This is a genomic window from Spirosoma utsteinense (assembly GCF_014282275.1).
GTDB classification, from domain to species: Bacteria; Bacteroidota; Bacteroidia; order Cytophagales; family Spirosomataceae; genus Spirosoma; species Spirosoma utsteinense.
Genome location: NZ_VFIA01000019.1, coordinates 68581 through 91442, shown reverse-complemented (window position 1 = coordinate 91442; position 22862 = coordinate 68581). Strand labels below are relative to the sequence as shown.

The 22862-nt window shown below is 54.5% G+C and carries 20 protein-coding genes; 6 read left to right on the top strand and 14 right to left on the bottom strand.

Annotated features, from left to right (window positions below):
• Nucleotides 1–37 precede the first annotated feature (37 nt).
• The 6 genes from FH603_RS16110 to FH603_RS16085 form a co-directional block, all read right to left on the bottom strand.
• Complete coding sequence (locus tag FH603_RS16110) at nucleotides 38–1774, bottom strand: hypothetical protein (RefSeq protein ID WP_235985260.1); 1737 nt, start codon at nucleotides 1772–1774, stop codon at nucleotides 38–40.
• Between the two features lie 91 nt (nucleotides 1775–1865).
• The gene (locus FH603_RS16105) at nucleotides 1866–2606 is read right to left on the bottom strand and encodes a dolichyl-phosphate beta-glucosyltransferase (RefSeq protein WP_235985261.1); all 741 of its coding nucleotides are present in this window, start codon (nucleotides 2604–2606) and stop codon (nucleotides 1866–1868) included.
• Nucleotides 2607–2612: 6 nt separating this feature from the next.
• The gene (locus FH603_RS16100) at nucleotides 2613–4058 is read right to left on the bottom strand and encodes a DUF6056 family protein (RefSeq protein ID WP_186738563.1); all 1446 of its coding nucleotides are present in this window, start codon (nucleotides 4056–4058) and stop codon (nucleotides 2613–2615) included.
• A gap of 80 nt (nucleotides 4059–4138) precedes the next feature.
• On the bottom strand, nucleotides 4139–5062 hold the full coding sequence (locus FH603_RS16095) for a DMT family transporter (RefSeq protein ID WP_186738562.1): 924 nt from the start codon (nucleotides 5060–5062) through the stop codon (nucleotides 4139–4141).
• Between the two features lie 79 nt (nucleotides 5063–5141).
• On the bottom strand, nucleotides 5142–6218 hold the full coding sequence (locus FH603_RS16090; RefSeq protein WP_186738561.1) for an LptF/LptG family permease: 1077 nt from the start codon (nucleotides 6216–6218) through the stop codon (nucleotides 5142–5144).
• A 131-nt stretch (nucleotides 6219–6349) separates the two neighbouring features.
• Nucleotides 6350–7003: a metal-dependent transcriptional regulator gene (locus FH603_RS16085; protein WP_186738560.1), complete on the bottom strand. Its 654-nt coding sequence runs from the start codon at nucleotides 7001–7003 to the stop codon at nucleotides 6350–6352.
• Nucleotides 7004–7237: 234 nt separating this feature from the next.
• Here FH603_RS16085 and FH603_RS16080 point away from each other — a divergent pair, with 234 nt between their 5' ends.
• Nucleotides 7238–8572, top strand: coding sequence for an Nramp family divalent metal transporter (locus FH603_RS16080; protein WP_186738559.1), 1335 nt, complete (start codon nucleotides 7238–7240; stop codon nucleotides 8570–8572).
• Between the two features lie 367 nt (nucleotides 8573–8939).
• Here the strand turns inward: FH603_RS16080 and FH603_RS16075 are convergent, their stop codons facing one another.
• Nucleotides 8940–9140, bottom strand: coding sequence for a hypothetical protein (locus FH603_RS16075; RefSeq protein ID WP_186738558.1), 201 nt, complete (start codon nucleotides 9138–9140; stop codon nucleotides 8940–8942).
• A gap of 75 nt (nucleotides 9141–9215) precedes the next feature.
• Here FH603_RS16075 and FH603_RS16070 point away from each other — a divergent pair, with 75 nt between their 5' ends.
• Nucleotides 9216–10061 carry a class I SAM-dependent methyltransferase gene (locus FH603_RS16070; protein WP_186738557.1) on the top strand — a complete coding sequence of 282 codons (846 nt, stop codon included), beginning with the start codon at nucleotides 9216–9218 and terminating at the stop codon, nucleotides 10059–10061.
• A 174-nt stretch (nucleotides 10062–10235) separates the two neighbouring features.
• The gene (locus tag FH603_RS16065; RefSeq protein WP_186738556.1) at nucleotides 10236–11564 is read left to right on the top strand and encodes a WD40/YVTN/BNR-like repeat-containing protein; all 1329 of its coding nucleotides are present in this window, start codon (nucleotides 10236–10238) and stop codon (nucleotides 11562–11564) included.
• Between the two features lie 53 nt (nucleotides 11565–11617).
• On the opposite strand, the gene FH603_RS16060 is transcribed toward FH603_RS16065, so the two are convergent.
• The 3 genes from FH603_RS16060 to FH603_RS16050 are packed head-to-tail and all read right to left on the bottom strand — an operon-like array spanning nucleotide 11618 to nucleotide 13664.
• A complete protein-coding gene (locus tag FH603_RS16060; RefSeq protein ID WP_186738555.1) occupies nucleotides 11618–12346 on the bottom strand; it encodes an ABC transporter ATP-binding protein in 729 nt (242 codons plus the stop codon).
• Between the two features lie 31 nt (nucleotides 12347–12377).
• Nucleotides 12378–13031, bottom strand: coding sequence for a hypothetical protein (locus tag FH603_RS16055; RefSeq protein ID WP_186738554.1), 654 nt, complete (start codon nucleotides 13029–13031; stop codon nucleotides 12378–12380).
• Nucleotides 13032–13043: 12 nt separating this feature from the next.
• A complete protein-coding gene (locus tag FH603_RS16050; protein ID WP_186738553.1) occupies nucleotides 13044–13664 on the bottom strand; it encodes a hypothetical protein in 621 nt (206 codons plus the stop codon).
• Between the two features lie 115 nt (nucleotides 13665–13779).
• On the opposite strand from FH603_RS16050, the gene FH603_RS16045 reads away from it, so the two are divergent.
• From FH603_RS16045 to FH603_RS16035, 3 genes are read left to right on the top strand one after another with little or no spacing between them, the layout of a single operon-like run.
• A complete protein-coding gene (locus FH603_RS16045; RefSeq protein ID WP_186738594.1) occupies nucleotides 13780–14130 on the top strand; it encodes a PadR family transcriptional regulator in 351 nt (116 codons plus the stop codon).
• 13 nt (nucleotides 14131–14143) lie between these two features.
• A complete protein-coding gene (locus tag FH603_RS16040; RefSeq protein ID WP_186738552.1) occupies nucleotides 14144–14668 on the top strand; it encodes a hypothetical protein in 525 nt (174 codons plus the stop codon).
• A gap of 27 nt (nucleotides 14669–14695) precedes the next feature.
• Complete coding sequence (locus tag FH603_RS16035) at nucleotides 14696–16576, top strand: serine hydrolase domain-containing protein (protein WP_186738551.1); 1881 nt, start codon at nucleotides 14696–14698, stop codon at nucleotides 16574–16576.
• A gap of 5 nt (nucleotides 16577–16581) precedes the next feature.
• Here the strand turns inward: FH603_RS16035 and FH603_RS16030 are convergent, their stop codons facing one another.
• The 4 genes from FH603_RS16030 to FH603_RS16015 form a co-directional block, all read right to left on the bottom strand.
• Nucleotides 16582–17349: an ABC transporter permease gene (locus FH603_RS16030; RefSeq protein ID WP_186738550.1), complete on the bottom strand. Its 768-nt coding sequence runs from the start codon at nucleotides 17347–17349 to the stop codon at nucleotides 16582–16584.
• Nucleotides 17339–18175 (bottom strand): ABC transporter permease subunit, encoded by an 837-nt coding sequence (locus FH603_RS16025; RefSeq protein ID WP_186738549.1) that lies wholly within the window; start codon nucleotides 18173–18175, stop codon nucleotides 17339–17341. The genes FH603_RS16030 and FH603_RS16025 overlap by 11 nt, the downstream gene beginning before the upstream one ends.
• A 154-nt stretch (nucleotides 18176–18329) precedes the next feature.
• Nucleotides 18330–19550, bottom strand: coding sequence for an ABC transporter substrate-binding protein (locus FH603_RS16020; protein ID WP_186738548.1), 1221 nt, complete (start codon nucleotides 19548–19550; stop codon nucleotides 18330–18332).
• A gap of 172 nt (nucleotides 19551–19722) precedes the next feature.
• Nucleotides 19723–22764 (bottom strand): TonB-dependent receptor plug domain-containing protein, encoded by a 3042-nt coding sequence (locus FH603_RS16015; protein WP_235985262.1) that lies wholly within the window; start codon nucleotides 22762–22764, stop codon nucleotides 19723–19725.
• Nucleotides 22765–22862 lie beyond the last annotated feature (98 nt).

Genomic DNA, 22862 nt, shown 5'->3' with positions numbered 1-22862 from the left:
CTTTTTTGATGTTTGGGTAGCATCCGACACCGGTTTCTTACGGAATCGTTATTTGCCGGTTACTGAAACGAATCGGCGAATTTACGCCCTTTTCTCCCCGAACGGGTGGCGTCAGCAGGCCAACCCGGTAGGTTCCCGGTGCTAAGATTGGGTTGATCACCTCGGCCCATATCGTTCTGACCGGACGCCCCAGGTAAAATACGCCGGGTCTGTAACCGAACTCCGACGGGAACAGGTACGTACGCTGGTTAGACTGGATCACCACAGCTGCCTGACCCACAGGCTGCGGCAGGGCATCGACATCTGTTTCAACAATATAATCATAGCCCCCTCCGCGCATATGGAGGTTCAGGTTAGGATCGGCCGGCATGGGAGTCGATGAGCTAACGCGTGTCTCGTAAGGAGTGAAATAACCCGTTGGATACCGGTATATACCCCGCCTGACGGTCTCGCGCATGACCGTTCGTACCATATCGGCAAAAGGCGACCCCCAGTTGGGGCCAAGGCCAATATCGTTGTGTTTCTGGTTGTAGGAAAACGTAAGCAGCATCTGCTTCCGGAAAGCAATCTGGGGCCAGTGTAGCGCGTAGGAAACTGACCAGACCACCAGGCTGACCACCAGACCGGTACGTACCCACCGACCCAGGGCCAGTCGCGGCCGTAGTTCGCTTAGTCCGGTCAGGTACACCAGGGCCGTCAGCAGGGCCGGATAAATCATGTAGTTGCTGACCAGCATAACATCATACCCAAAGCGAGGCCTCAGTATAGCCACAACAGCCGCGTTAACAAACAGAAACGTGTAGCAGCCCGTAAAGAAATAGCGCCGACGCTGCTGGCCCGCATTGGCCGACCGGTGGCGGGACCAGAGCGGCCAGTTCATGCGCCATAAGAACCAAAAGACCGTCGGCACCAGCAGCAGGCCAAAGAGTGTGGGTAACAGACTCCGCCGGAAAATATTGCTTACCGGCACCAGATCGAGCAAGGCCCCGGTGAAGGTAAAAAAGGCAGCCATGACGATGTGTGGCGAATGCAGGAAGAACGAAACACTGCTATCGTTCCCCTGTGCGTTCTGAAAGTCGTGGAAGTAAAAAACGATGGTAGCCACCCCGATGCTGAGCCACAGGCCCAACCGTCCCCACTGCCGCGCCAGCGCCAGTACCACCGCGCCAGCCAGCCAGCCGAACAACCCGTTGCTCATGGAGAGTGACGCCAGCACCTGTACCAGGATAGCGCCGGCGAACCGGTACCGCCCACTGCCCGACAGCAGGTACAGGGCCAGCAACGTCAGGAAGATAACAACGCCATGTTGCAAACCCGTCAGAGCCCACAAACTGGTCAGGTAATACTGCGGTTGCCAGAAAATGAAACAGACCGGTGCAAACATCAACAACGGCAGATTCATGGATCGGAAGACGCGGTAGCATAAGGCAAACGTGCCAAACAGGAACCCAAAGGCAACGAAGACAAGCCACCGGAAGTTGACCTCGCCCGTTAACGCCCGCATCACCACCGCCGACAGTTTAGCGGTCAGAATCCGGTGTTCGTTATTGGGGCGCAGCAGCCAGTCGACCTTGTCGGCTAGCGTGGTTGCGTCGCTGTAGCCCAGAATAAAGCTGAGAAAAGCATCCATATCGTCCACCCAGGGCACATTGACGGCATAGGTAACCACCAGAACCAGGTAGCACACCAGGGGCAGCGCTATCACCAGCGGGGCTACCCGGCGCATCCAGGTCAGGGCAATGGGTTTAGTGGATAAAGCAGCAGAAGTCAGCATAACTAGGTCTAACAGATTGATCTTGCGCTAGTACGGAAATACCGGCGTTTTCTCGTTCACGCAATCAGTCACGTATGGGCAGCGAACACGATCAGCCCGCGTTCCGGTAAGTCTGGTGAATACGGTACAGTTCATACCACATCTTGAACATATACCCCGTGCTGATCCGCGAATCACTTTGCTCGATCCACTGCTTCAGGGGCACCTCGGCCACATGAACTGGCATACTGGCCCGGCCATGCTGCCGGATCAGCCGGGCCAGCAGTTCTACGTCGAACAGCCAGGGACTGATAAAGGACTCCCGGAACAAGTCGGCCACGACCCGACGCCGGAACAGCTTGGCCCCGCACTGGGTGTCATAAACGGGCAGTTTCAGAATATTACTGATGAAAGTAGCAATAACGCGGCCAACATAATGCCGGAAGGGGTCGCGCCGGATATCGGCACCCAGGAACTTGATACGCGATCCCATCACCAGGTCGAGCGACGGTTTCTGGTCGAGTGCCGCCTGCAAATCGCCAATGGCATCCAGCGGGGTGGCCAGGTCGGCATCCAGAAAGCCAACGTAATCGACAGACCGGTTGGCGCAATGAAGCATCCCCGCCCGTACCGCACCGGCTTTACCCTGATTCTGAGCGAGATTCAGGACTTCGATCTGACCGGGCTGCTGCTGGCGTAATCCTTCCAGTACCGCCTGCGTAGTGTCCCGGCTACCGTCGTTAACGAAGCATACGGTCACCATCGGCACCTGGCGCAGATAACGGATAAAGGCGTCGCCCGGAAGTCGGTTGGCTTCGTTGTAACACGGAATAATCATGCAGACTGACGACATGCGGGGTTAGCGTTTAGCAGGAGTAGCCACCAGGAGGGTAGAGTCGAGAACGATGGCTTTGTGGTTGTAGTAACCCGACTGGCAGCGATTCCACCAGTGCGTCCGTTCGGGCCGGATGTCTTCGACGAACAGGCTGGGCGGATACACGCTGATGGGAGCCAGCCGAAGTGTGTCGGCCGATGACTGAAGCAGGCGGTGGCGTTCGCTCATCTCGCGGTCGTAGGTAGCCGCATTGCCACCCAGCAGGTCGGTATACAGTTGCTTCACTGATTTGCTGAAAGCGATACTGCCCACCAGCCATATGCCGGTCACGACCAGTACCGGCAGGGAGATCGACGTTCCGGACAAAAAAGCCATGACAGGAGCACGTGGCCCCCTATTGACCGACCAAACGGTCAGGACAAAGAACCAGCCAAGCGTGAAGAAGACGAACAACACGTTCATCGTTCGGGCAAAAGGCGGCAAGCCAATACCGTAGTAAGACGGAAAGATAATGGCGGCCAGTATGCCGATATACACAAGGGTAAGCAGAACAGGGGGGAGCGCAAACAGGCGGGCGTAGGGCGCGTCGGGCCGGGTGATGCGCCGGGCTATCGGCCAGAACAGCAGCGACAGAGGCAGTATGGGCGTTTTGATGAGCCACCCCCCTACCGACCGGGCCAGCCAGCCAAAGGACGCGCCCATCGACTTCACCAGCTCGCCACTTTGCGGGTTGCCTCCCATCCGGATGGCATTACCCGGTGCCCGGAACAGCAGCCAGGTCGACACCAGGGCAACCACGACCAGAAAGACCAGAAACGGGTCGAGCGTCCGCTGAAACACCAGGCGGTAGCCCGCAATGGTGAGTAACAGCAAAAGCAGCAGCACCAGATTGGTTTCGCCGGAGCCGATACTGGCGAAGACCAGAAACGCGGCCCATACTACCGTCAGGCGCTTGTTCCAGCCCGCAGGCTGTCGATACCAGCGCATCATAACCGCCAGCAGGTAGATTGTCAGTACAGTCGGGACGGTATAAGTGGCAATGGCCGCTGTCCAGAAAAACGCTTCGACAACGCTTTGCAGCGCCAGTACAATCAGAAAAAACAGAACCCCGGTCGATAGCAGGCGGGTTTTGAACGATTCGCCCCGGAGCAGTTCGCTTACCAGCGTAAACAGTGCGGAGAGCAGCGCCGTAACAGCCAGGGCCGGAATAAGCTTGAAGCCATTGTACCAACCCCATACCAGCGGATTGGCATGAACCAGCATGTTGGAAAAATAACGCCCTGTCCACCCGTTGTAATAGTAGTTCTGAGCGGGCCAGAAACCATATCGAACGGCCGTATCCGCAAAACAGTAATCATCGGCTGCCGATGGATGGTTGAAGAACGACAGACAAAGCAGCGGAATACAGGCCAGCAAAAACAAAAAAACAGCGGTTGCGTCTGCAATCCGCCCAGTAAACGTTTCTTTCATAGTGTAGCACCTAACCCAGCGGCCCGGTGTGAACGGTTAATCAGACAACCGACGGATCGACGTTGGTGCCCTTCTTTTTCCTACGCAACTTCGGTGGGTGTTGACCGATTCAGGCGATGATTCAACATCGGATAGGCCAGTACGGCTATCAGAATGACGAGGGTACCCACATAAAAGCCCGGTGTCATGCGTTCGGAATTGCCGAAAATGAGTACAGCCAGCAATATTCCGTACACCGGCTCCAAATTTACAGTTAAGATTGCCATATACGGCGAAAACTTACGCAACAGCCGAACCCCTACCGTGTAGGCATAGACGGTACAGACCAGTGACAGCACCAACAACCAGCCCCACTGTTGGGGCGTATTGGGTATATACTGCGTTACCTGATTTACATCGAGCGGGTCCAGCATACGTATGGCCTGCCACATCAGGAAAGCACCTACCGAAGCGCCGGCCATCTCGTAAAACGAAATCACGTAAGCGTCGAGCCGTTGGGTAAACCGGCTGTTGATAATGGTAAAGAGCGACGAGAGCATGGCCGAGAACACCGCCAGCGCCAGGCCGACAACCTTGTCGAACTCAAACCGGAAGATCAGGTACAGGCCCGACAGCACAACGGCACCCAGAACCACTTCTATCGTTCGTACCCGCCGACGCAGGATCAACGGCTCCAGCACACTCGCCCAGAGGGAGCTTGTAGCCATACCGGCCAAACAGACAGACACATTAGCAATACGGGCTGCCAGAAAAAAGGCAACCCAGTGGAGCGTGATGATACCACCCGTTGCCAGCAAACGCCAGCGATCGCCGGGCGCAACCCGGATCGTCTGCCGCCGTACCAGCAATACCACGCCCATACCCAGAACGGCCAGCACCGTACGAAACAGCACCACCGCCGACGAATCGAGCGGTTCAAGAAGCTTACCCAGAATGGCGGTAAACCCCCAGATCAGAACAATGAAATGGAGTTGGAAGTAATCAGAAATAGAAGGTTTACTCATCAAGGCAGAACGATAAATGAGGAACGATGCGTTACGAATGCCAGCGATGTCATCCGTTGTCACGCGTCATTCATCATTTCTAGCGGGGTATCGTATTATACAAAAGCACCCCAATTCCTGCAAAAATAACATTCGGTAACCAGACCGCCACAATAGGATTCAGATTGCCCGACTCGGCAATACCCTTGGCCAGCATAAAAAACAGCAGGTAGGTGAACGCCAGCATGAAGCCCAGGGCGACCTGCCAGCCAACCCCCCGGCGACTTTTGCGCGCCGACATGATAACGCCAATGACGGTCAGGATGATGATGGCAAACGGGCGGGTATCGCGGCTGTATTTTTCAAGCAGGTACATTTCCACGCCATCGGCCCCCCGGCTTCTCAGCAGGTCGATGTGTTTGTTGAGTTCGGGGCGGGTAAAGGTCTCATACAGGTTGAAGTCAGACCCGAAATCATCGGGTTTCATGTTGAGGGTCGTATCCAGCCGTATACCGGGCGTCAGGGTTTCGCGCAGCCCGTCGATCGTGCGGATCTTATAATCGTAGACGGCCCATTTCTTCTTCTTGGCATCCCATTCGATCCGGTCGGCCGAGAGTTTTTGTTTGAGCAGGTTGCCTTCGATACGCTCCAGCGTGAACTTATAGCCGGTGTTGCTCAGGTTATTATAACTCTCCATGTAAGCATACGTATTCGGCGCTATGGTCAGGTGAACATTGCGACCGGAGTAGGTATACGCATCATTGATGTACTTCACTTCAAAAGCAATCCGGGTTTTATTGGCCTGCGGGATGATGTAATTGACCAGAAAATAAGTGACCACCGCCAGCACCGATGCACCCAGTACATACGGAAAAAGTAGCCGGATAAAGCTGACGCCACTACTCAGAATGGCAATGATCTCGGTGCGGGCCGCTAACCGCGACGTTAGGAAAACCGTTGCAATAAACACCATCAACGGGCTGATGTAATTAGCCCAGTAGGGAATAAAGTTGAGGTAGTAATCGAACAGGATTTTGTCGCCGGGCGCACTATTTTTATGAAAATTATCCACCTTCTCGGTGTAATCGATCATCACCACCACGAGCACGATCACCAACACTACGAAAATATAGGTTAGCAGGAATCGCTTTAATATATACCAATCGAGTAATTTCATAGTAAGTAGTTAATCAGTCGGTAGGTTGGTCAGTCGGTCAGTCAGCTAGTTGGTGAGTCGGTCAGTTGGTGAGTAATACCTCTGGCGTCAGCCACTGACCAACTTACCAACTCACTGACTGACTAACTGAATTAACTAACCAGCAAATTTCTGGCAACGTCGTGACTAATGAACACGGTACGACCATTTCCAACAGCCACCAGCATCGATTTATCGAAACTATTGACCTCCGTTACGGCCACGGTGCAGCCCAGGGTGAGATTCGAATGATCGAGGTGTTGCAAAAATTCGGTCGAGTGTTCGAGTACCGCCATCAACCGTACGGTATCACCCGATATGGCTTCAGACAATTTACGATAACCCGTTTGAGGCATGTCGCCGGTTTGGGTAGGAATGGGATCGCCGTGCGGATCAAACTGCGGGCTTCCTAGGAACGTATCTAACCGGGTAACCAATTCTTCTGACCGAACGTGCTCCAGTTCTTCCGCTATTTCGTGCACGGCATCCCAGCCAAAACCCAGCTTTTCAACCAGAAAAACTTCCCATAACCGATGCCGGCGAATTACCTGCAACGCCAGTCGCTCACCCTCTTCGGTAAGGCGAACACCCTGGTATTTTTTGTAGTGAATAAGCTGTTTATCAGCCAGTTTACGTAACATATCCGTCACAGAAGCAGCCTTCGTCGCAGTCATTTCAGCCAGCGCATTCGTGCTTACCTCACCCGCCTGGCGGGTGGCGATGTAATAGATCGTTTTCAGGTAATTTTCTTCGGTGAACGATTGCATGTGGTGCGGTTACGTAGCTAAAACGGTTGAACGGCGTTAAACAGTTTACGGGCAAAGGTAGTTTTTATGTTAAACTTTCTAAAAATTTAGACTGGCCTAAATTTTTATTTAAACAATACATATATTTGCGTTGTTATTTCAGATCAGCCAGCCAAAAACCTACCGGATAGATCAGCCTATCATCCAGGCCAGGTAACCAGATAACCGCTCAACAGGCTATAGTTTGACCAATTAATGGAAGTAAAAGATACCTCAACGAAAGGCTGGCGTCAGGATAACTCGGCAAATTCGCTGGCCGAGGTACACGCATCGGTACGGGTGCCCCGAAACGCTGGTTTTTTCCGAACACTAATGGCCTATGCCGGTCCGGGCATGATGGTGGCTGTTGGGTATATGGACCCCGGCAACTGGGCTACCGACATTGCGGGCGGTGCTCAGTTCGGTTACAAGCTCCTGTCGGTGGTGCTGATCTCGAACCTGTTTGCCATCCTGCTCCAGCACCTGTCGTTAAAGCTTGGCATTGCCACCGGCCGTGATCTGGCCCAGGCCTGCCGCGACCATTTCAGCCGCCCTGTTGCCGTTGTACTCTGGCTACTGGCCGAAGTCGCCATTGCCGCCACCGATCTGGCTGAGGTCATCGGCTCAGCTATTGCCCTGAACCTCCTCTTCGGCCTGCCCCTCACGGTTGGTATTCTCATTACCGCACTGGACGTGCTGTTACTGCTGTTCCTGCAAAACAAAGGATTTCAGGTACTGGAACGCATTGTTGCCAGCCTGATTTTTCTGATCGTCGCCTGTTTTGGGTACGAACTGTTCGTGTCACAGCCCGACATAGCCGATGTCGTTGGCGGTCTGCTCCCCCGCGCTGAAATTGTGTCCAATCCGGCTATGCTCTATATCGCCATCGGGATTTTAGGCGCAACGGTCATGCCACACAATCTGTACCTGCACTCCAGCATCGTACAAACCCGCGACTTCGACCGGAATGAGGCAGGGCGCCGGTCGGCTATCAAATTTGCGACTATCGATTCGACGGTTTCTCTGTTTCTGGCTTTCTTCATCAATGCGGCCATTTTGATCCTGTCGGCAGCCGCGTTTCACTTTTCCGGCAACCAGCAGGTAGCCGACATCACCGACGCCCACCGCCTGCTCGACCCTATTCTGGGGGTTAAGCTGGCGGGCATTCTCTTTGCGGTCGCCTTGCTGGCTTCGGGGCAGAACTCAACGCTCACGGGTACACTAGCCGGTCAGATCGTGATGGAAGGATTTATAAACCTGCGCATCAAGCCCTGGCTTCGTCGGCTCGTCACGCGGCTTGTGGCTATTGTACCGGCCCTGGTGGTAGCTATCCTGTACGGCGAAAAAGGGGCGTCTGACCTGCTTATTCTCAGCCAGGTAATCCTCTCACTCCAGCTTAGCTTTGCGGTTGTACCACTGGTCTCCTTTACCAGCAACAAGCTAAAAATGGGCGCGTTTGTCAACCCCGGCTGGGTGCGCATCCTATCCTGGGCTGTTGCGGTCATCATCATCACCCTGAACGCTTATCTGCTCTGGGATACGATTACGTAGGTCTAACACAAAGTCGAATACGAACCTGTTCCGGATTACCGACAGGCTGTTGGTTGTATCCTGTACGGCCACGTCCGGGCGAGAATATAACCTGTTTATACCCGGACGTGGCCGTACAGGATACAACCAACAGCCTGATTAGAAAAATCAAGGCCAACATAAAACCCCAGACAGCTTCTATGAAAAGAGCCGCGCCAGCCCAATCTGGACGCGGCTCTTTTTTCTTATTTACCAGACGGTAGCTGCTGTCCCCGATCTACCAGAATTTGTCCCCAACAGATAAGACCGCATCCGGCCAGTTATCGACATTCGTTCATTCGTTTGGCCCTATCAGACAGAGTGGGCTGCTCGTGCTCCTGACGTGAAATCACCCACGCCTGTAGGTGCCTTTCTGCCACCAGAAAGGCCCTGAATGCGGTGGTAGCAACGGGGGTGAGGGCAGTAGAAACTGAGCCGCAAAAAAAATCCGGTTGCGTTGCTCACCTTTTTGACCCTGCTCCGATAGAGACTCGACAACGACATTGAAATCGCCGGAACCCGCTTCACCAACGCGTGTCAATGCCAACACAATCGCTTTCCACGTCTATCCATATCCTGACTAAACCATTTCCCTTGTCTCATTCATTACTCAACCGCCACAACCATGAGCGCTCCGCAACCCGCAAACCATCCGGCTCAAATCAGCCCCGATGACTATTACTTCTACCATACGATTGATCTGCCCGGCCTGGGCGAAATGAAGGGTGAATGGGATCTACGCCCTTTCGCCAGGGCCTACCTGGGCCACATCGACCTACACAACAAACGGGTCCTTGAAATAGGAGCGGCCAATGGATTTTTGTCTTTCCATATGGAAAAGGAAGGGGCTTCTGTCATCAGTTACGATCTGTCGCCTGACCTTGACTGGGATATGGTTCCTTTCGCACACAAAGACGGAGCAGCCTGGGCCCCCAAGCGAAAAAATCATATTCGAAAACTGAACAACGCTTACCGATTGAGCCATTCACTTCTCAACTCCCGGGCAGAGTTCATACACGGTACCGTGTATGACATTCCAAAATCGGTTGGGATGGTGGACATCAGTACATTCGGCAGTATTTTACTTCACGTACGGGACCCATTCCTGGCTATACAGCAGGCAGCCCGCCTGACGAAAGAGACCATCGTCATTACCGAAATCCTGGATAACAATCGCCAGAAGGTGATCAATACCCTCTTCGGCTGGCTAGGTTCCAGGACCGTGCGCCGAATTCGTCATAAGCTACTGGGTCCTTCAATGATCTTCCGACCAATTGCGTCTGTAGGTCACCCCGAAGAAACATGGTGGCACCTGACACCTGAATTGCTTGAGCAATTTTTAGACGTACTCGGCTTCGGTGATATTCATATCAGCTACCACACCCAGTTTTTTGCCGAACATAACAAAAGCCATCTCATGTATACGCTGGTAGCTAACCGGACAGTACCCATGCCCACACAGGTAGGCTAATCGCGTAGGCTGTTTTAACGCTTACAAAAGCAACTGTTTCCAGGCAAGCCTGGCAACCCGGTTTCTCATTGCCCTTTACAACAGTACCTAGGTTTCTTTACTTCTATCCATCCGTTCGATTCCAGCCGGGCTCCCCAAAAGGGAGCCTGACCGGAACGCTTCCTGCTTTGTTTCATGGACGTTTCCTCCAAATATTTTTCGCTGCTGAAGCGACCCAGCCTCCATTGGCCAAAATACGTCTGGTACTTTTTAATTGACATTTATCGGGTTGGCAAGCTAAGAGAGCTTTGCTCGTTCGCCTTGTGGGAAATAAATCACAAACTGCGTGTGTACCAGTTCGCGAAGCAGTACATCAGTTTCACCGATAACAACTACCTCTCCCTGACGAGCGAGGATGGAATGGGTAGCTGGCATAGGAACGAGGCCGACACCCCCTCGTTCCTGTGCGACCAGGGCTTTCATTTTCAACCGGTAGTGGTCGACTGGAAATATTGTGTTCAAACGAGGGATAGCCTACTATGGGGCTGCCGCTTTTCCAGCCTGACTGTACTTTGTTGCAGTCACGACCAGAGCCAGTCAGCCATACGGGTCTATACATTCGATCATCCCATTACTTCCCTGTTTCTGAGCAGCCAGGATACCCTTTTCGTTTGTGCTAACGGAGTGATCTATAAAAGTGAGGACCGGGGCGCTTCCTTCAGGCTCGTCCTGCAACTCTCAACCCGTATCAGTTATTTCCTATTCAACAATGGCATGACAGAATTGCCCGACCAACGGTTGATGATCGGTGAATATGGATCAATCTGGCATGGGCAAACCTGGGAAAATCTTGCTTTCTTATATTACTCCTCCGATGGGGGTAATACCTGGACAACGGCTGATTTTTTGAAGCAGCAGGGCGTCAACAAGCATATTCATCTGGTGAAATATTGCGCCCGCCTGAACGCCGTTCTACTAACCGATGGCGATAACAAAAAGCAGGTATGGATTAACTCGGCACTTACGCATTTCGATAAACAGGCAGGTCGGCGTAAAGACGGATGGCAATTGATTACGAAACATCACCACCAGACCGGCGGATACACATCGATGGCCGAAACAGCAGAAAATACATTACTGGGAAGTGATTACCTGGGGGGAACAAACTTCATTGTCAGCACAGCAGATGGCAAACAATTCAGGAAACTGGTTTTACCCGACCCCTATCGTCGAAGCCCGGTCATGAACATGGTCATCCGGCAATCATCATCCGGTGAGGAGGTGTGGGCCTCGTCCTACAGCTGCCTCTCGAACAAGGCCAAAAGCTTGCTCATGTGTACGACTGATTCGGGAAACTCATGGGCACGGATAATCGAGTTCGACGGCACCAAACATGAAGTTCGCATAGCCAGTTCTTCCCCTGTTTCGTCAAACGTACTCTACATTTCGATTACGGAATTTGGTGAGCACCCCGATCAGCACCGCCACAAGGTCTACAAGCTGGAACGGCATTCCGTTTCGTAACGTCTGTTTTTTTGTGAGTGGTCGCGGCCCTGGTTTTACCATCGACCAGTCACCTAAACAGCCCGCGTCTGTACCGACTCCCAGAAAGCCAGTTCGGTGTGGACACCGGTGCGGGGGTCGGCAACGAAATCAGCGACAGAGTCGTAGGTGGTCATTACCCCCCGATCGAGGTAGCCGAAGCGGGTACCAATGGTCAGGGCCTCGCGGGTATCGTGGGTCACGAACAGCGCTGTCATCGCGTATTGTTTTGCCACCCGCCCGAATAGCTCCTGCATGGTGGCGCGGGTCTGGGCATCGAGATTACCGAACGGCTCGTCCAGGAGCAACAGGCGCGGCCGGATAATGAGCGCCCGCCCGAAGGAAACGCGCTGCCGTTGACCACCCGACAACTGGTTCGGCTGTTTGCGGGCCTGATCACTCAGTTCCAAGTCGTTCAGCATCGCGTCTACCTGCTGGTCGATCGTGGCAGCGTCGACATGCCGGATGCGCAGGCCAAAGGCTACATTTTCAAATACGTTCAGGTGCGGAAACAGGAGCGGCTCCTGGTACAGATACACCACCTGCCGACGCTCGGGCGGCACGCTCAACACGCTTTGACCATCCATACGAACGTCGCCCCGGTCGGGTGTTTCCAGCCCGGCCAGGATCTTGAGCAGGGTCGTTTTGCCACAACCCGACCGGCCCAGCACGGCCAGCACCTGCCCGGTTGGGAGGTCGAGCGAAATGTCGTTCAGCACGGGCGTCGGCCCAAACGATTTAGCCAGCAGGGAAACAGTCAGCATAAGTGCGATAGTCGTTCGATCGATCACAAAACTACACCAGCGCGCCTTCTCCGTACAGGTCTTTTTCGATGGTCATCTTACCGGGGGCCGGTTTGATGCCCGAGAGCCATTCGGTCAGGCGGTCGACGTAGTGATCGAGGTGGCTGATCTGCTGCACACCATGCTCCACAATCGGGTCGAGGGTCGTCGCAAACAGCGTTCCGCCATACCGGTTCGTTTCCCACGAAATCACCTCTCCTTCGGGGGTTGACTGAACAATGTCGGCGTAGTCGGGAATGCGGGTGTAAACGCCATGAGTATGCCAGCAGGCCTGCCGGGGCGTCAGACCCCGATAAACGGGATGGTCATAATTTGTTTCTGAAACAGGGGGGTTATCCGGATTGTCTACCCACCAGTAATTATTGACGGGCCGGTCTTCCCACTGGGCATCGAGCCAGTCGGCGGTGCTGTCGCCTTCCACGAATACCTTTTTCCCCTGACTTAGAAAATTATAAATCACGCTCTTTCGGGCAACCAGTTCGGCCTGGTTCGACTGAAACGGAATAACCAGTGCCTCAAGCCCTTCGATAGCCGCGACATCGAGATCATAGATATAGATCAGTTTATAAATAGCGCGGTATTTGGGTGCCGTCGCCATAGCATAATGCGACCATACGCCATTGAAGATCAAGCCAATCGTTTGCATAAACGGATAGGGTTAGCGGGAAATCAATTCATTTCGGGAGACCAGCATACGCATAAAATTTCGGTAGAGCTTAACCAGCGCTACCTCCTTTTCACCCGCATGCGTTACATCGGCCAATGGTCCGCTGGCGGTCAGAAAAAGTATGCCGGCAGTGCTCACCTCATCCAGCACAACAATCGGTCGCTGCCAGGTATCTTCCACAACCACATCGGCTCCGGGGGCTGCGTCGATGTAGCCGCAGGCCCACCAACCCGTCATCCCGTGCGAGTAGATCAATTCATCGATGTCGACATCAGCCAATAGCTTATAGGCGTCGGTTTTGAGGAAATAGCGCGTGTCCATCGTCCGCTTTGTGTTGTCCATTACCCATTGATTACCGGGCACCCAACTGGTGAACCACCCATCGGAGCATATAACCGCCTTGCCTTCGTCCAGAAAGGCCCGCACCTTATCCTTGATCCTGAGCATGGCAATATGGTCGGAGCCATTGGGTACCACCAGTACATCGTAGGGCGTAAGGTCAGGGTTAAAATGCCCGCTGACGTGAGCGATGGTATACGTCACGAGGTCGTTGGAAACGTAATAATCCGTCAGGCCAACAATGTTGTTGGAGATGATAAGCGCATTGAGCATAGGCCTATAAGACAACCAGCGAAGAAAGATTAATGAACATTGAGCCGAATCGATTTTTATATATAAGAATCTTATACATATATTCGCTTCATCAATGTACCAATTTCTCTACCCGATGGAGCAAACGAACAGCGAATTTTTACGCGGCACCCTCAAAACCATCGTCCTGAATCTGCTGGCCAACCGGGAGCGCATGTATGGATACGAGATTACTCAGGCGGTAAAAGAGCGTACACAGGGGCAGCTCTTGCTCACATTTGGAGCGCTTTACCCGATTTTGCACAAACTGGAACAGGAAGGCCTGCTCATGACCGAGTCTGTCGAGGTCGACGGACGAACCCGCAAGTATTATGCCCTCACACCCAGTGGTACCGAAACGGCTCAGCAGAAAGTGTCGGAATTTGAACGCTTCGTGGAGATGATGCGGTCACTGCTGCAATCCCCTACCCTGGCCCTTACCAAATAAATCAGCTACGTTCATGGAAACACTAAACCCGCAACAGGTAGCCCGGCTCCACGATCACCTCATCCGGACCTGCCCCAACGCTGCCCTGATCGATGAACTCCTCGATCACCTCGCCTGCGAAGTTGAACATTACATGTGGATTGGCCTGCCGTTCGAGTCGGCCATGGACAAAGCCCTGCTCGAAGTCAATGCCGGGGTGGTCCGTGAGCTTCGGCAAACCTACCAGCGGGAGCTGGGTCTGCGTGGATCGCGGCTTGAGAAGGCCAGCAAGGACGATATTGTGTTCGAGTTCCGGAACAAAGCCTATGGTGCTTACGCCCTGCGGCAGGCTTATCCCCAGAACCTCCGCAACGCAACGATCATGACACTTAGTTTATGTATGCTGCTGATGGCGGTCATGCACATGGTAGGTCACGGTACGTTCTCGTACTTCAGCTCGTGGGGAGCGGTCTGGCTAACGGGTTTGGCGGGCATAACCTTTGTTGGCTTTAACTGGCACCTGCACCAGGAAGGTACCCAAACGCTGAACCTGCACTAAACAGAATCCACCCTTTTCCCTATCTGTATGAATCGTTTACCAACGGGCTTATGGGCCGGTATGCTATGGCTATGCCTTTTTTTACCGGCCCCGGCCCAGTCATTGCGCCCTCCTGTTCAGACGCTGGCCCAACTGAAAGATACCCTCCGGCAAGTCATGCACCAGCAGCATATACCAGGTATGATGCTCGTACTGACCACCCGCGATTCGGTGCTGTATGCCGGGGGACTGGGCTATGCCGATGTTGGTCGGAAACGTCCTGTCGATGACAACCACCTGTTCCGCATGGGCTCGATCACAAAGCTGTTCACGGCCCTCGGTATCCTGAACCTGGTGCAGGCGGGAAAACTAAAACTTGACGATCCAGTCCGGTCACTAGCCCCCGAACTGCCCATCGACAATCCCTGGGAGTCGACCCACCCGGTACGCGTCATTCATTTGCTCGAACACACCGCTGGTTTCAGTGACAAGACACCCAACAAGGCGCAAAATTTCGGTTCAACCGATCTGCGGGGTCTGGAAGCGGTACAATTCTTCGCTCCCTCGCTGCATTCCCGCTGGAAACCCGGCGAACGGCACTCCTACGTAAACACCGGCTACAATGTGGCTGCTTACCTGATCGAAAAACTGTCGGGAAAGCCATGGGAACAGTACATGACCGAAGCCGTATTCCGGCCCATGGGTATGCCGAATGCCACTGTACAACTTCGGCCGGATGCTTCCAGGCGATACGCTCAGGGCTATTTCTGGCAGAATGATCATTACCAGCCCGTGCCGTTTCTGCCGCTTTATCAGGGAGGAAATGGCTCGCTCAACGCCAGCGCGTCCGATATGGCAGCCTGTTTACGGTTGTACCTGAACGGATGGAAAACCCCGGCGGGTCGGTCCTACCTGTCGCGTAAGGTACTCGACGAAACGGAAATTCCGCACACTACGTTAGCCGCCCGCGCAGGAGTAAAGGTGGGCTACGGACTAGGCAACGAAGCCACAGGCGGACCCGACGGTTTTGTGTTTCATGGGCACAAAGGAAGCATTGGCGCTTTTGTTTCCTCCATGGGCTACAATCGTGAGTTGGGAGTTGGTTATGCCTATGCCTTTACTACGCATCAGGATATTGGTCCCGTTGAAACCATCATACGACACTTTCTGACGCAATCAGCTACGCCCGATAAACCAGTTCTATATCCATTGGAGGCCAACGCCGTCGAGCCATTTCTGGGGTATTACCGGTTCGACAGTCCGCAAAACCGAATTACCGGGATTATTGAGCAGTTACGGGTCCGGTTCCGATTGCAGAAAGCAGGCAACACGCTCACCGAAACGCTCCTGCTTGGCCCATCGATACAATTACAGCCGACCGGGCCAACCACCTTCCGGATGGCCTGGAGTAACCAACCGACCGGCGCATTCGTCACCGACTCCGACGGCCATAGGGCCATTATGGAAAGTGGTCTTTATTTCAGGCAGATATCGGCACTGGAGGCCTGGGCACCGCTCGTTCTGTTACTCATCAGTGTACTCATCATGGCGAGTTCCCTCATAACAGGGGCGGTCTGGCTGGCAGGTCTGCTCCTGGGAAAGATCCGGCGACCTACGGCCTGGCTACGGCTGCTGCCCGCCCTTGGCTTTGCGATGCTGGCAGTTGCCGTTATCATTGGGCTGTCGGGTCTCGACCAGCACATTATCCAGGGAACGAGCATGTTGTTCGACTCCTGGCTCGTCTTCATCGGTACGCTGCTATTCCCGATTTGCCTCCTGGCGGCTCTCGTACTGCTGGTGTTGCAGTGGCGCCAACTCACTAACCGGGCGTTGAAAAGCTATTTGATCGTGATTCTGCTGGCGGGCGGCTACCTGACCGGGTTTATGATCGCCAATGGATGGCTCGCCATCCGAATCTGGGCGTTGTAAAGCAGCTAGATCACCCGCCGGGCAATGGCCCGCTGGTTCAGCCAGAGCAGCAGCGACGGTGGCAGCAACAGCAGGAGCGACGCCACGGCGGCCAGCCGACTGTTGGCTTCGCCCACAAGCAGAAACACCTGCACCGTCAGCGTCCGGACTTTACCGACGCTGAGGTAATTGGTCAGGCCAAAGTCGAACCAGGCGATCAGAAACGTTTGAAACAGGCACGTTACCAGCAATGGGCGGGCCAGCGGCAGCAGCACCCGCCAGAGCGCCTGCGTAGGTGTACACCCCAGCGTCCGGCTTACCTGCTCGTACTGACTAGCCTGATTCCCCCAAAAAGATCGAAAGAACAGCGTGCAAAAGGGCAGCGTTATCATCAGCAATCCCAGTCCTACACCCATCACCGTACCCGACAGGTGTAGCCGGATAATGAATGGCTGGATGACTATGGCCAGCAGCACAGGTGGCAGCGCATAGGGCAGGTAACTCAGCGTCACCCAGCGGTCGGGGTGTCTGGTACGGGCTACGGCACGGGAAAACACAAAACCCAGCCCCGTGGATAGTACCGAAACGACGGTAGCGATACCCAGGCTCAGCAGCAGCCCGGCTCCCAGATCGCTTTCGGCAGAAATCACCCGCGCCAGCGCATCGAGGGAGTAGCCTGGTGGAAGCACGTCCGGAAAACGCCAGTACTGCCCCGTAGCGAGCAAGGCCAGCAGTACCAGTGGCAGGCCGAACAGACCGATAAGGATACTGGTCAGGACGGGGTTAGAGCGCATGCCGTTGGGTCCATCGGGTTGTTCGGTAAATCACGATCATGAGCCCAACCGTCAGCAGAAAGCCGATCAGGTAACCCATGGGCAGATCGGCCAGGTCGAACCGCTGGAGACGGGCCGTGATAAATACCGATAACATTTGCGGGTAGTTGCGGCCCAGTAACAGCGGAACGTCATAAGCGCCCAGTACGGCAATGGCATACAGCACCAGCGTTGGCGCAGCCCGGCGCAGCAGAATTGGCGCGGCCACTTTCCGGTTGAACTGCCCCTCCGACGCCCCCAGCGTTCGGGTAAGGCTCCGTAGCTCGTCCAGACGGGCATCGGTATAAAGGCCGTCGAACAACAGGGTGAAGAGCGGAAAGGCCATCACCACCTGCGCGCTGATGATTCCCAGTCCGGCCCCGTCCTGAATCAAATTCGGGAAATCAGCCGGTGTCTGGGTCAGGCCAAGGGCAACCACCATCCGGGAGATCCAACCGGATCCACTTAGCAACTGAAACAGATAAAACGCCACTACGAGCGACGGAAACAGCAGGGGCACATACAACAGCGCCGGGAATGGCCAGCGCCGGAGCATGCGCTGCCGGTTCAGTACCAGGGCCAGCGCAATCAGCAGGGCCAGTCCCACCGACGAGATGGCTACATACAGACTAAATGCCAGCGACACCAGTAAGGACGTTTCTGTAGATAGCTGTTGCCAGTACTGCGTCGTAAAACCCGTTGCCAACGGACCGCCAATTCCCACACTGTACCCCAGTGCATTGATCAGACCCGCTAGCGGCAGGCCAGCGATAAGCAGGGCGTAAAAAGATAAAATAACTCTGTTCATGGGAGTCGATCAACCCTGCCAGTGGGCAACGCCCCTGGTAGTGGTTTCAGTCTTTATTCAGCCAATAGTCCGCAACGCCATTGGTAGGGGTCATTTCTTGATAGACGTATCGCCAGCTTACAGCCACTACCAGGGGCGTTGCCCACTGGCAGGGCTACTTCGCTTCGATCACAAACGTCCGAAAATCCTTGAATAACCGCGTCATGTATTCCGGGGCGGGCTCCTGAAACGCCAGATGCTGAATTTCGGCGCGTTTCGGTGCGTACCGTCGCGTGGGTAGATTTTCGAATTTGGATCGATCCCCAGCGGTTAATCGGCTAAGATCCAGCACGGTATGATCCCCCCATATGTTCGGGTCCATCTTCTTTAATTGCGCTTCGGGCGACATCAGGAAATTAACAACCAGCATGGCCGCTTCCGGGTGCTGCGCCCCTTTGACGATACCCAGGTAGTGGGAGTTTCGGATCGTACCGGGTGCGGGAACATAGGCGCGGGCTGTTTTCGGGAAAAAGCCCAGATTCACCTTGTTGTCCACTTCGGCGTCGTTATCAGAAAAAGTGAAGGCCACCTCCCCATTGGCAAACAGTTGGTGGAGCGTAGCCAGCTGTTCCGGGAAGGTCGTCCCCTGTTTCCAGAAATAGGGTTTGATGGCATTGACCTGCTTCCACAATTCCGTTGACCACTTGAGGTACACCTCCTCCCGGAATTTACCCTGAAACAGTTTGGGATTGCCAGCGAGCGCGATCATCCATGATTTCAGCAGTGTCATACCCGTAAATTCGTTTGGGATGGTCAACTGGCCGGGATGTGCTTTTACATAGGCCGGTAGTTCGGCAAAGGAACGGGGCGGGTTTGGAACGGTCTTCCCGTCGTAGATAATGGCTAACTGTACATTTCCCCAGGGCGCTTCCATACCCGCCACAGGTTGTTGAAAATCCGTACCGATGTAGGGATTGGTGAAGTCGATCAATTTGGCGTTGGGCATCTTGTCGGTTATTGGCCCGAGCAGTCCGTCGATCTGGCGAAGCTGGTAAAACGTTTCACCATTGATCCAGGCCATATCGATCTGGCTTGGCTGACCGGCCTCCCGTTCGGCTACGAGCGTCTGCACGACCTGAGTACCCTGCCCGGCCGCTGTTTGCAGATCGATACCATACCGCTTTTTTACCTCCGGCTTGACGTATTTATTCATGTAGTCGTTGATGAACGGATCGCCGAGCCACATCATCAGCGTGACCGGCTGATTGCGGCCCCGCGCTTCGATCTGTGCCCACGACTGACTCAGAACGGTGGCCGGATCGCGCTGCTCAGCGGATGAACAGGCCGTCAGGAAAAGGAGAAATAAATTGGTGAGCAGTCGTCTATATGTGTGCATACAGGGTCAATATAAACTAAGAGACGGCTCGCTCAGAGAACGAGCCGTCTGCTAAACACGCCTAATTACTAATTAAAGTAAAACGTTTAGAAAGGAAGGTTGCCATCTATAAGTACGATAATCAGCGCCGTTCAGATGCTTCTGACCACCTATAGTTCGCCACTGCCTTAACTCAAAACAGGTACCGCACCCCAAACTGAAACTGTCGTGGGGGAGCCGCATTACGTTGTACGATGCCAGTGCCCGCTTGCCCAACCTGGATCTGGTTGCTTTGCGTAGCATTGTTCGAATAACCACTCAAATTGTTGGTATTAAGCAAATTGAACACATCGGCCCGAATTTCAAAACGGCGCGATTCGTTCCCGATCGGCAGGTTGTACTGAACACTCAGGTCAACCACTTTAGACCAGGGTAGCCGGTCGGCGTTACGGCTTTCGCCCGGCTGACGATCGGTACTGCCATTATACGCATCGCCGAAGGCTGTCCCGTCGCCATTGAGATCGGCGGAGGTGATTCGCTGACCGTTGCCGTTCAGTACGGGGTTCAGGTTCTGATTGACCACGACGTAGTTAGCGCCGTTTGGTATGCGGTTGATAGGTTGCCCACTCTGGAGCAGTGCCGCCACCGTCGCGGTTAGCCGCTGGCCAATGTAGTAATTGAAAATACCGTTGATGATGTGCCGCCGGTCGTTGACCGATGGCCCCCATTCGGCTGCGAAGTTATTGGCATCCATGGCCCGGAAGTTGATATCCTCGGTATCGTTGTAGAGCCGGGACAATGTGTAGATCAGTCGGTAAGCATACACGTCGCTGGCCCGGTCTTTTTGCAGATTTACACTCAGGGCCGTATAGCGCGACCAGCCCTTATCTTCAGTCATCACCACGCTTTGGGCCACGCCCGTCAGCGTTTGCCCGCCGATGACGCCAGCGCCGTTCACAATCGGTAAGGGACGTGTCAGGTTAGCCGCGTCCGTCGATCGGGCAATACCCCGTTCAGCGCTCAGGGCATAATCCCAGGCAGCGGGGGCGTTCAGGTTGGTCGTGCGAAACAGATTGTAGGATTCATTGTAAACCACATCGGCATAAAACAGCATCTTGTCGCTTACCTGATACTGGTAACCCACCGTCGACTGGAACGTGTACGGGTTAGCGTAACCGTTTGGGTTCAGAATCCGGCGTTCGCTACTGAACAGGTTCCGTTGTCCGGCAAAGGTTTCGGCCGATGGCCCCTGCAAATAGCGAATCGGCACCCCCGCGTTATTGGTGCTTCCAACCGATTGATTCCCGTTGAAGGTGACACGGTCGATGTTCGTGGTGGCGGGCAACGCACCCGTCTCGACGAAGTACTGCAACTGGCGTTTGAAGTCCGTTCCCGTGTTGTTCTGAGCCAGCGCATCGCTATAAACCGAGTAGAGTATCTTGTCGTAGAAGATACCTACCCCACCCCGCAAAGCCGCCCGGCCGGTGAGTTTGTAGTTGACGCTGGCGCGGGGCGCAACGTTGTTAAAATCTCCCGAAGCCGCTCCGCCTTTGCTGAGGTTATCATAATCGTACCGAACCCCAAGCGTCAGGTTCAGGCGCGGTCCAGCCGAAATCTGATCTTCGACGTAAGCCGTGAAAATATTCTGCGTCGTTCCGAACGAGGCCGGGCGCAGTTCGACAGCATAGCCGACAACCTGCGCATCGGCCGGCAGGTCGACCGGGCTGATGGCTGCGCCTACCCCCCGCTCCCGCAGCGAAGCCAGTTGGCCGGCGTTGAGTTGTACGGTATAGCTCCCGTTGGGGTTGCCACCGCCGAAGAGCCGGTGCCGCGCCGATATCACCTCCGCTCCCGCCCGGAATGTGTGGTTACCCCGGTAAAAAGAAAACTTCTGCTGTACCTGCACCGTGTTCTCATGCGAGTCGAAGAGGTAGCCGGGATGACCGATATAGGCAATGCCCTGCCCGCTTGGGTCCCGGACGGTAACATCGGGACTGTCGGGATTTTCGGCCCGGGCGTAGTTCCAGCGGAAGCTGCTGTACTGAACATTGGTTTCCGAAGCAAAGCGGTCTGTTGTGTACGTATTGCGCGATGCAATCAGGACCGAATTGCGATCCTGCGCGTTGGCCGCCGACGGGAACGTGGTGCCGCCTGTAAGACCGCCCGCCTGCCGGCCAACGGCCACCTGCCCCACGTTTACGCGCAGTGACGATTTGAACCGGTCGGTCCAGAACTGATCGATCTTGCCCGAAATGTACGTAAAGCGGTTCGTGCCGCGTACGGTTTCGTTCACACCCAGCTGCGGAGACGTTAGGAGGTTATCCTTTACATCGGTCGTATGTTCTACGTTCAGGTAATAGAACGTTTTATTTTTAACCAGTGCCCCACCGATACCAAAACCGCCCTGATAGCGCGCAAAGCCATCTTTTACCTGATTACCCGACAGGTCGCGCAGGGGATAGCTCGTCTGGGCATCGATGACCGCACCGGGCCGCGACAGCAGGAATACTTCGCCCGTTGTTTGGTTGCTGCCCGACTTGCTGGTGATGTTGACGATCCCGTTGCCCGTATTACCAAACTCGACCGAGTAGTTGTTGGTCAGCACCGATACGTTGCGAACGAAACCAACGGGAATGGCAAATTTCTGCCCACCCAGGAACCGCTCGTTGTTGTCCATACCATCGATCAGGTAATTATTGAACAAGGCATTAGCCCCGTTGATGCTCACGTTTGGTGCTTCGGCGAAAAAGCCCGTTGCCTGACTCACGTTGGGCAGGCGATAGAGCACCCGTGTAATGTCGCGCCCCTCTACGGGTAGCTCCTCCACCTGTTTGCTCGTCAGTTCCGACGATACTTCCGCGTTAGTCGTGTTAATGCGCGACGCACTCGTGCTGACCTTCACTTCGGTAAGGTTAATTTCCCGCTTGGTGGGTAATAGCAGCGTAACTCCCCGCCTGAAGTTGGCCCGCAGATCGATATTTTCGGCTGAGCTTTCCAGGTATGTGTCGTTTTCCTTGGTGTACAGGCGATACGTGCCGTTTAGGGAAAGCGACCGAAACAACACTTTCCCATTGGCATCTGTCCGGGCCGACTGCGAAAAGCCAATGGAGGGGTTTTCCAAATAAATAGTTTGTCCAACGGCGGCTTGCTGGCGGGTCAGTTCGCGAACGGTTACGTCAAGATCGGCCGTTTGGGCAAACGCCCGCACGGAAAGACTCGCAAGGAGCCAAAGCATAAAAAGTTTCCTCATGAAATAGAGTAGGCACCTGGGAATGAATGAAACGTAACTAACTGGTTGAAGCCCGGCTTTCGCGCAGGGCTATCGATAGGCCA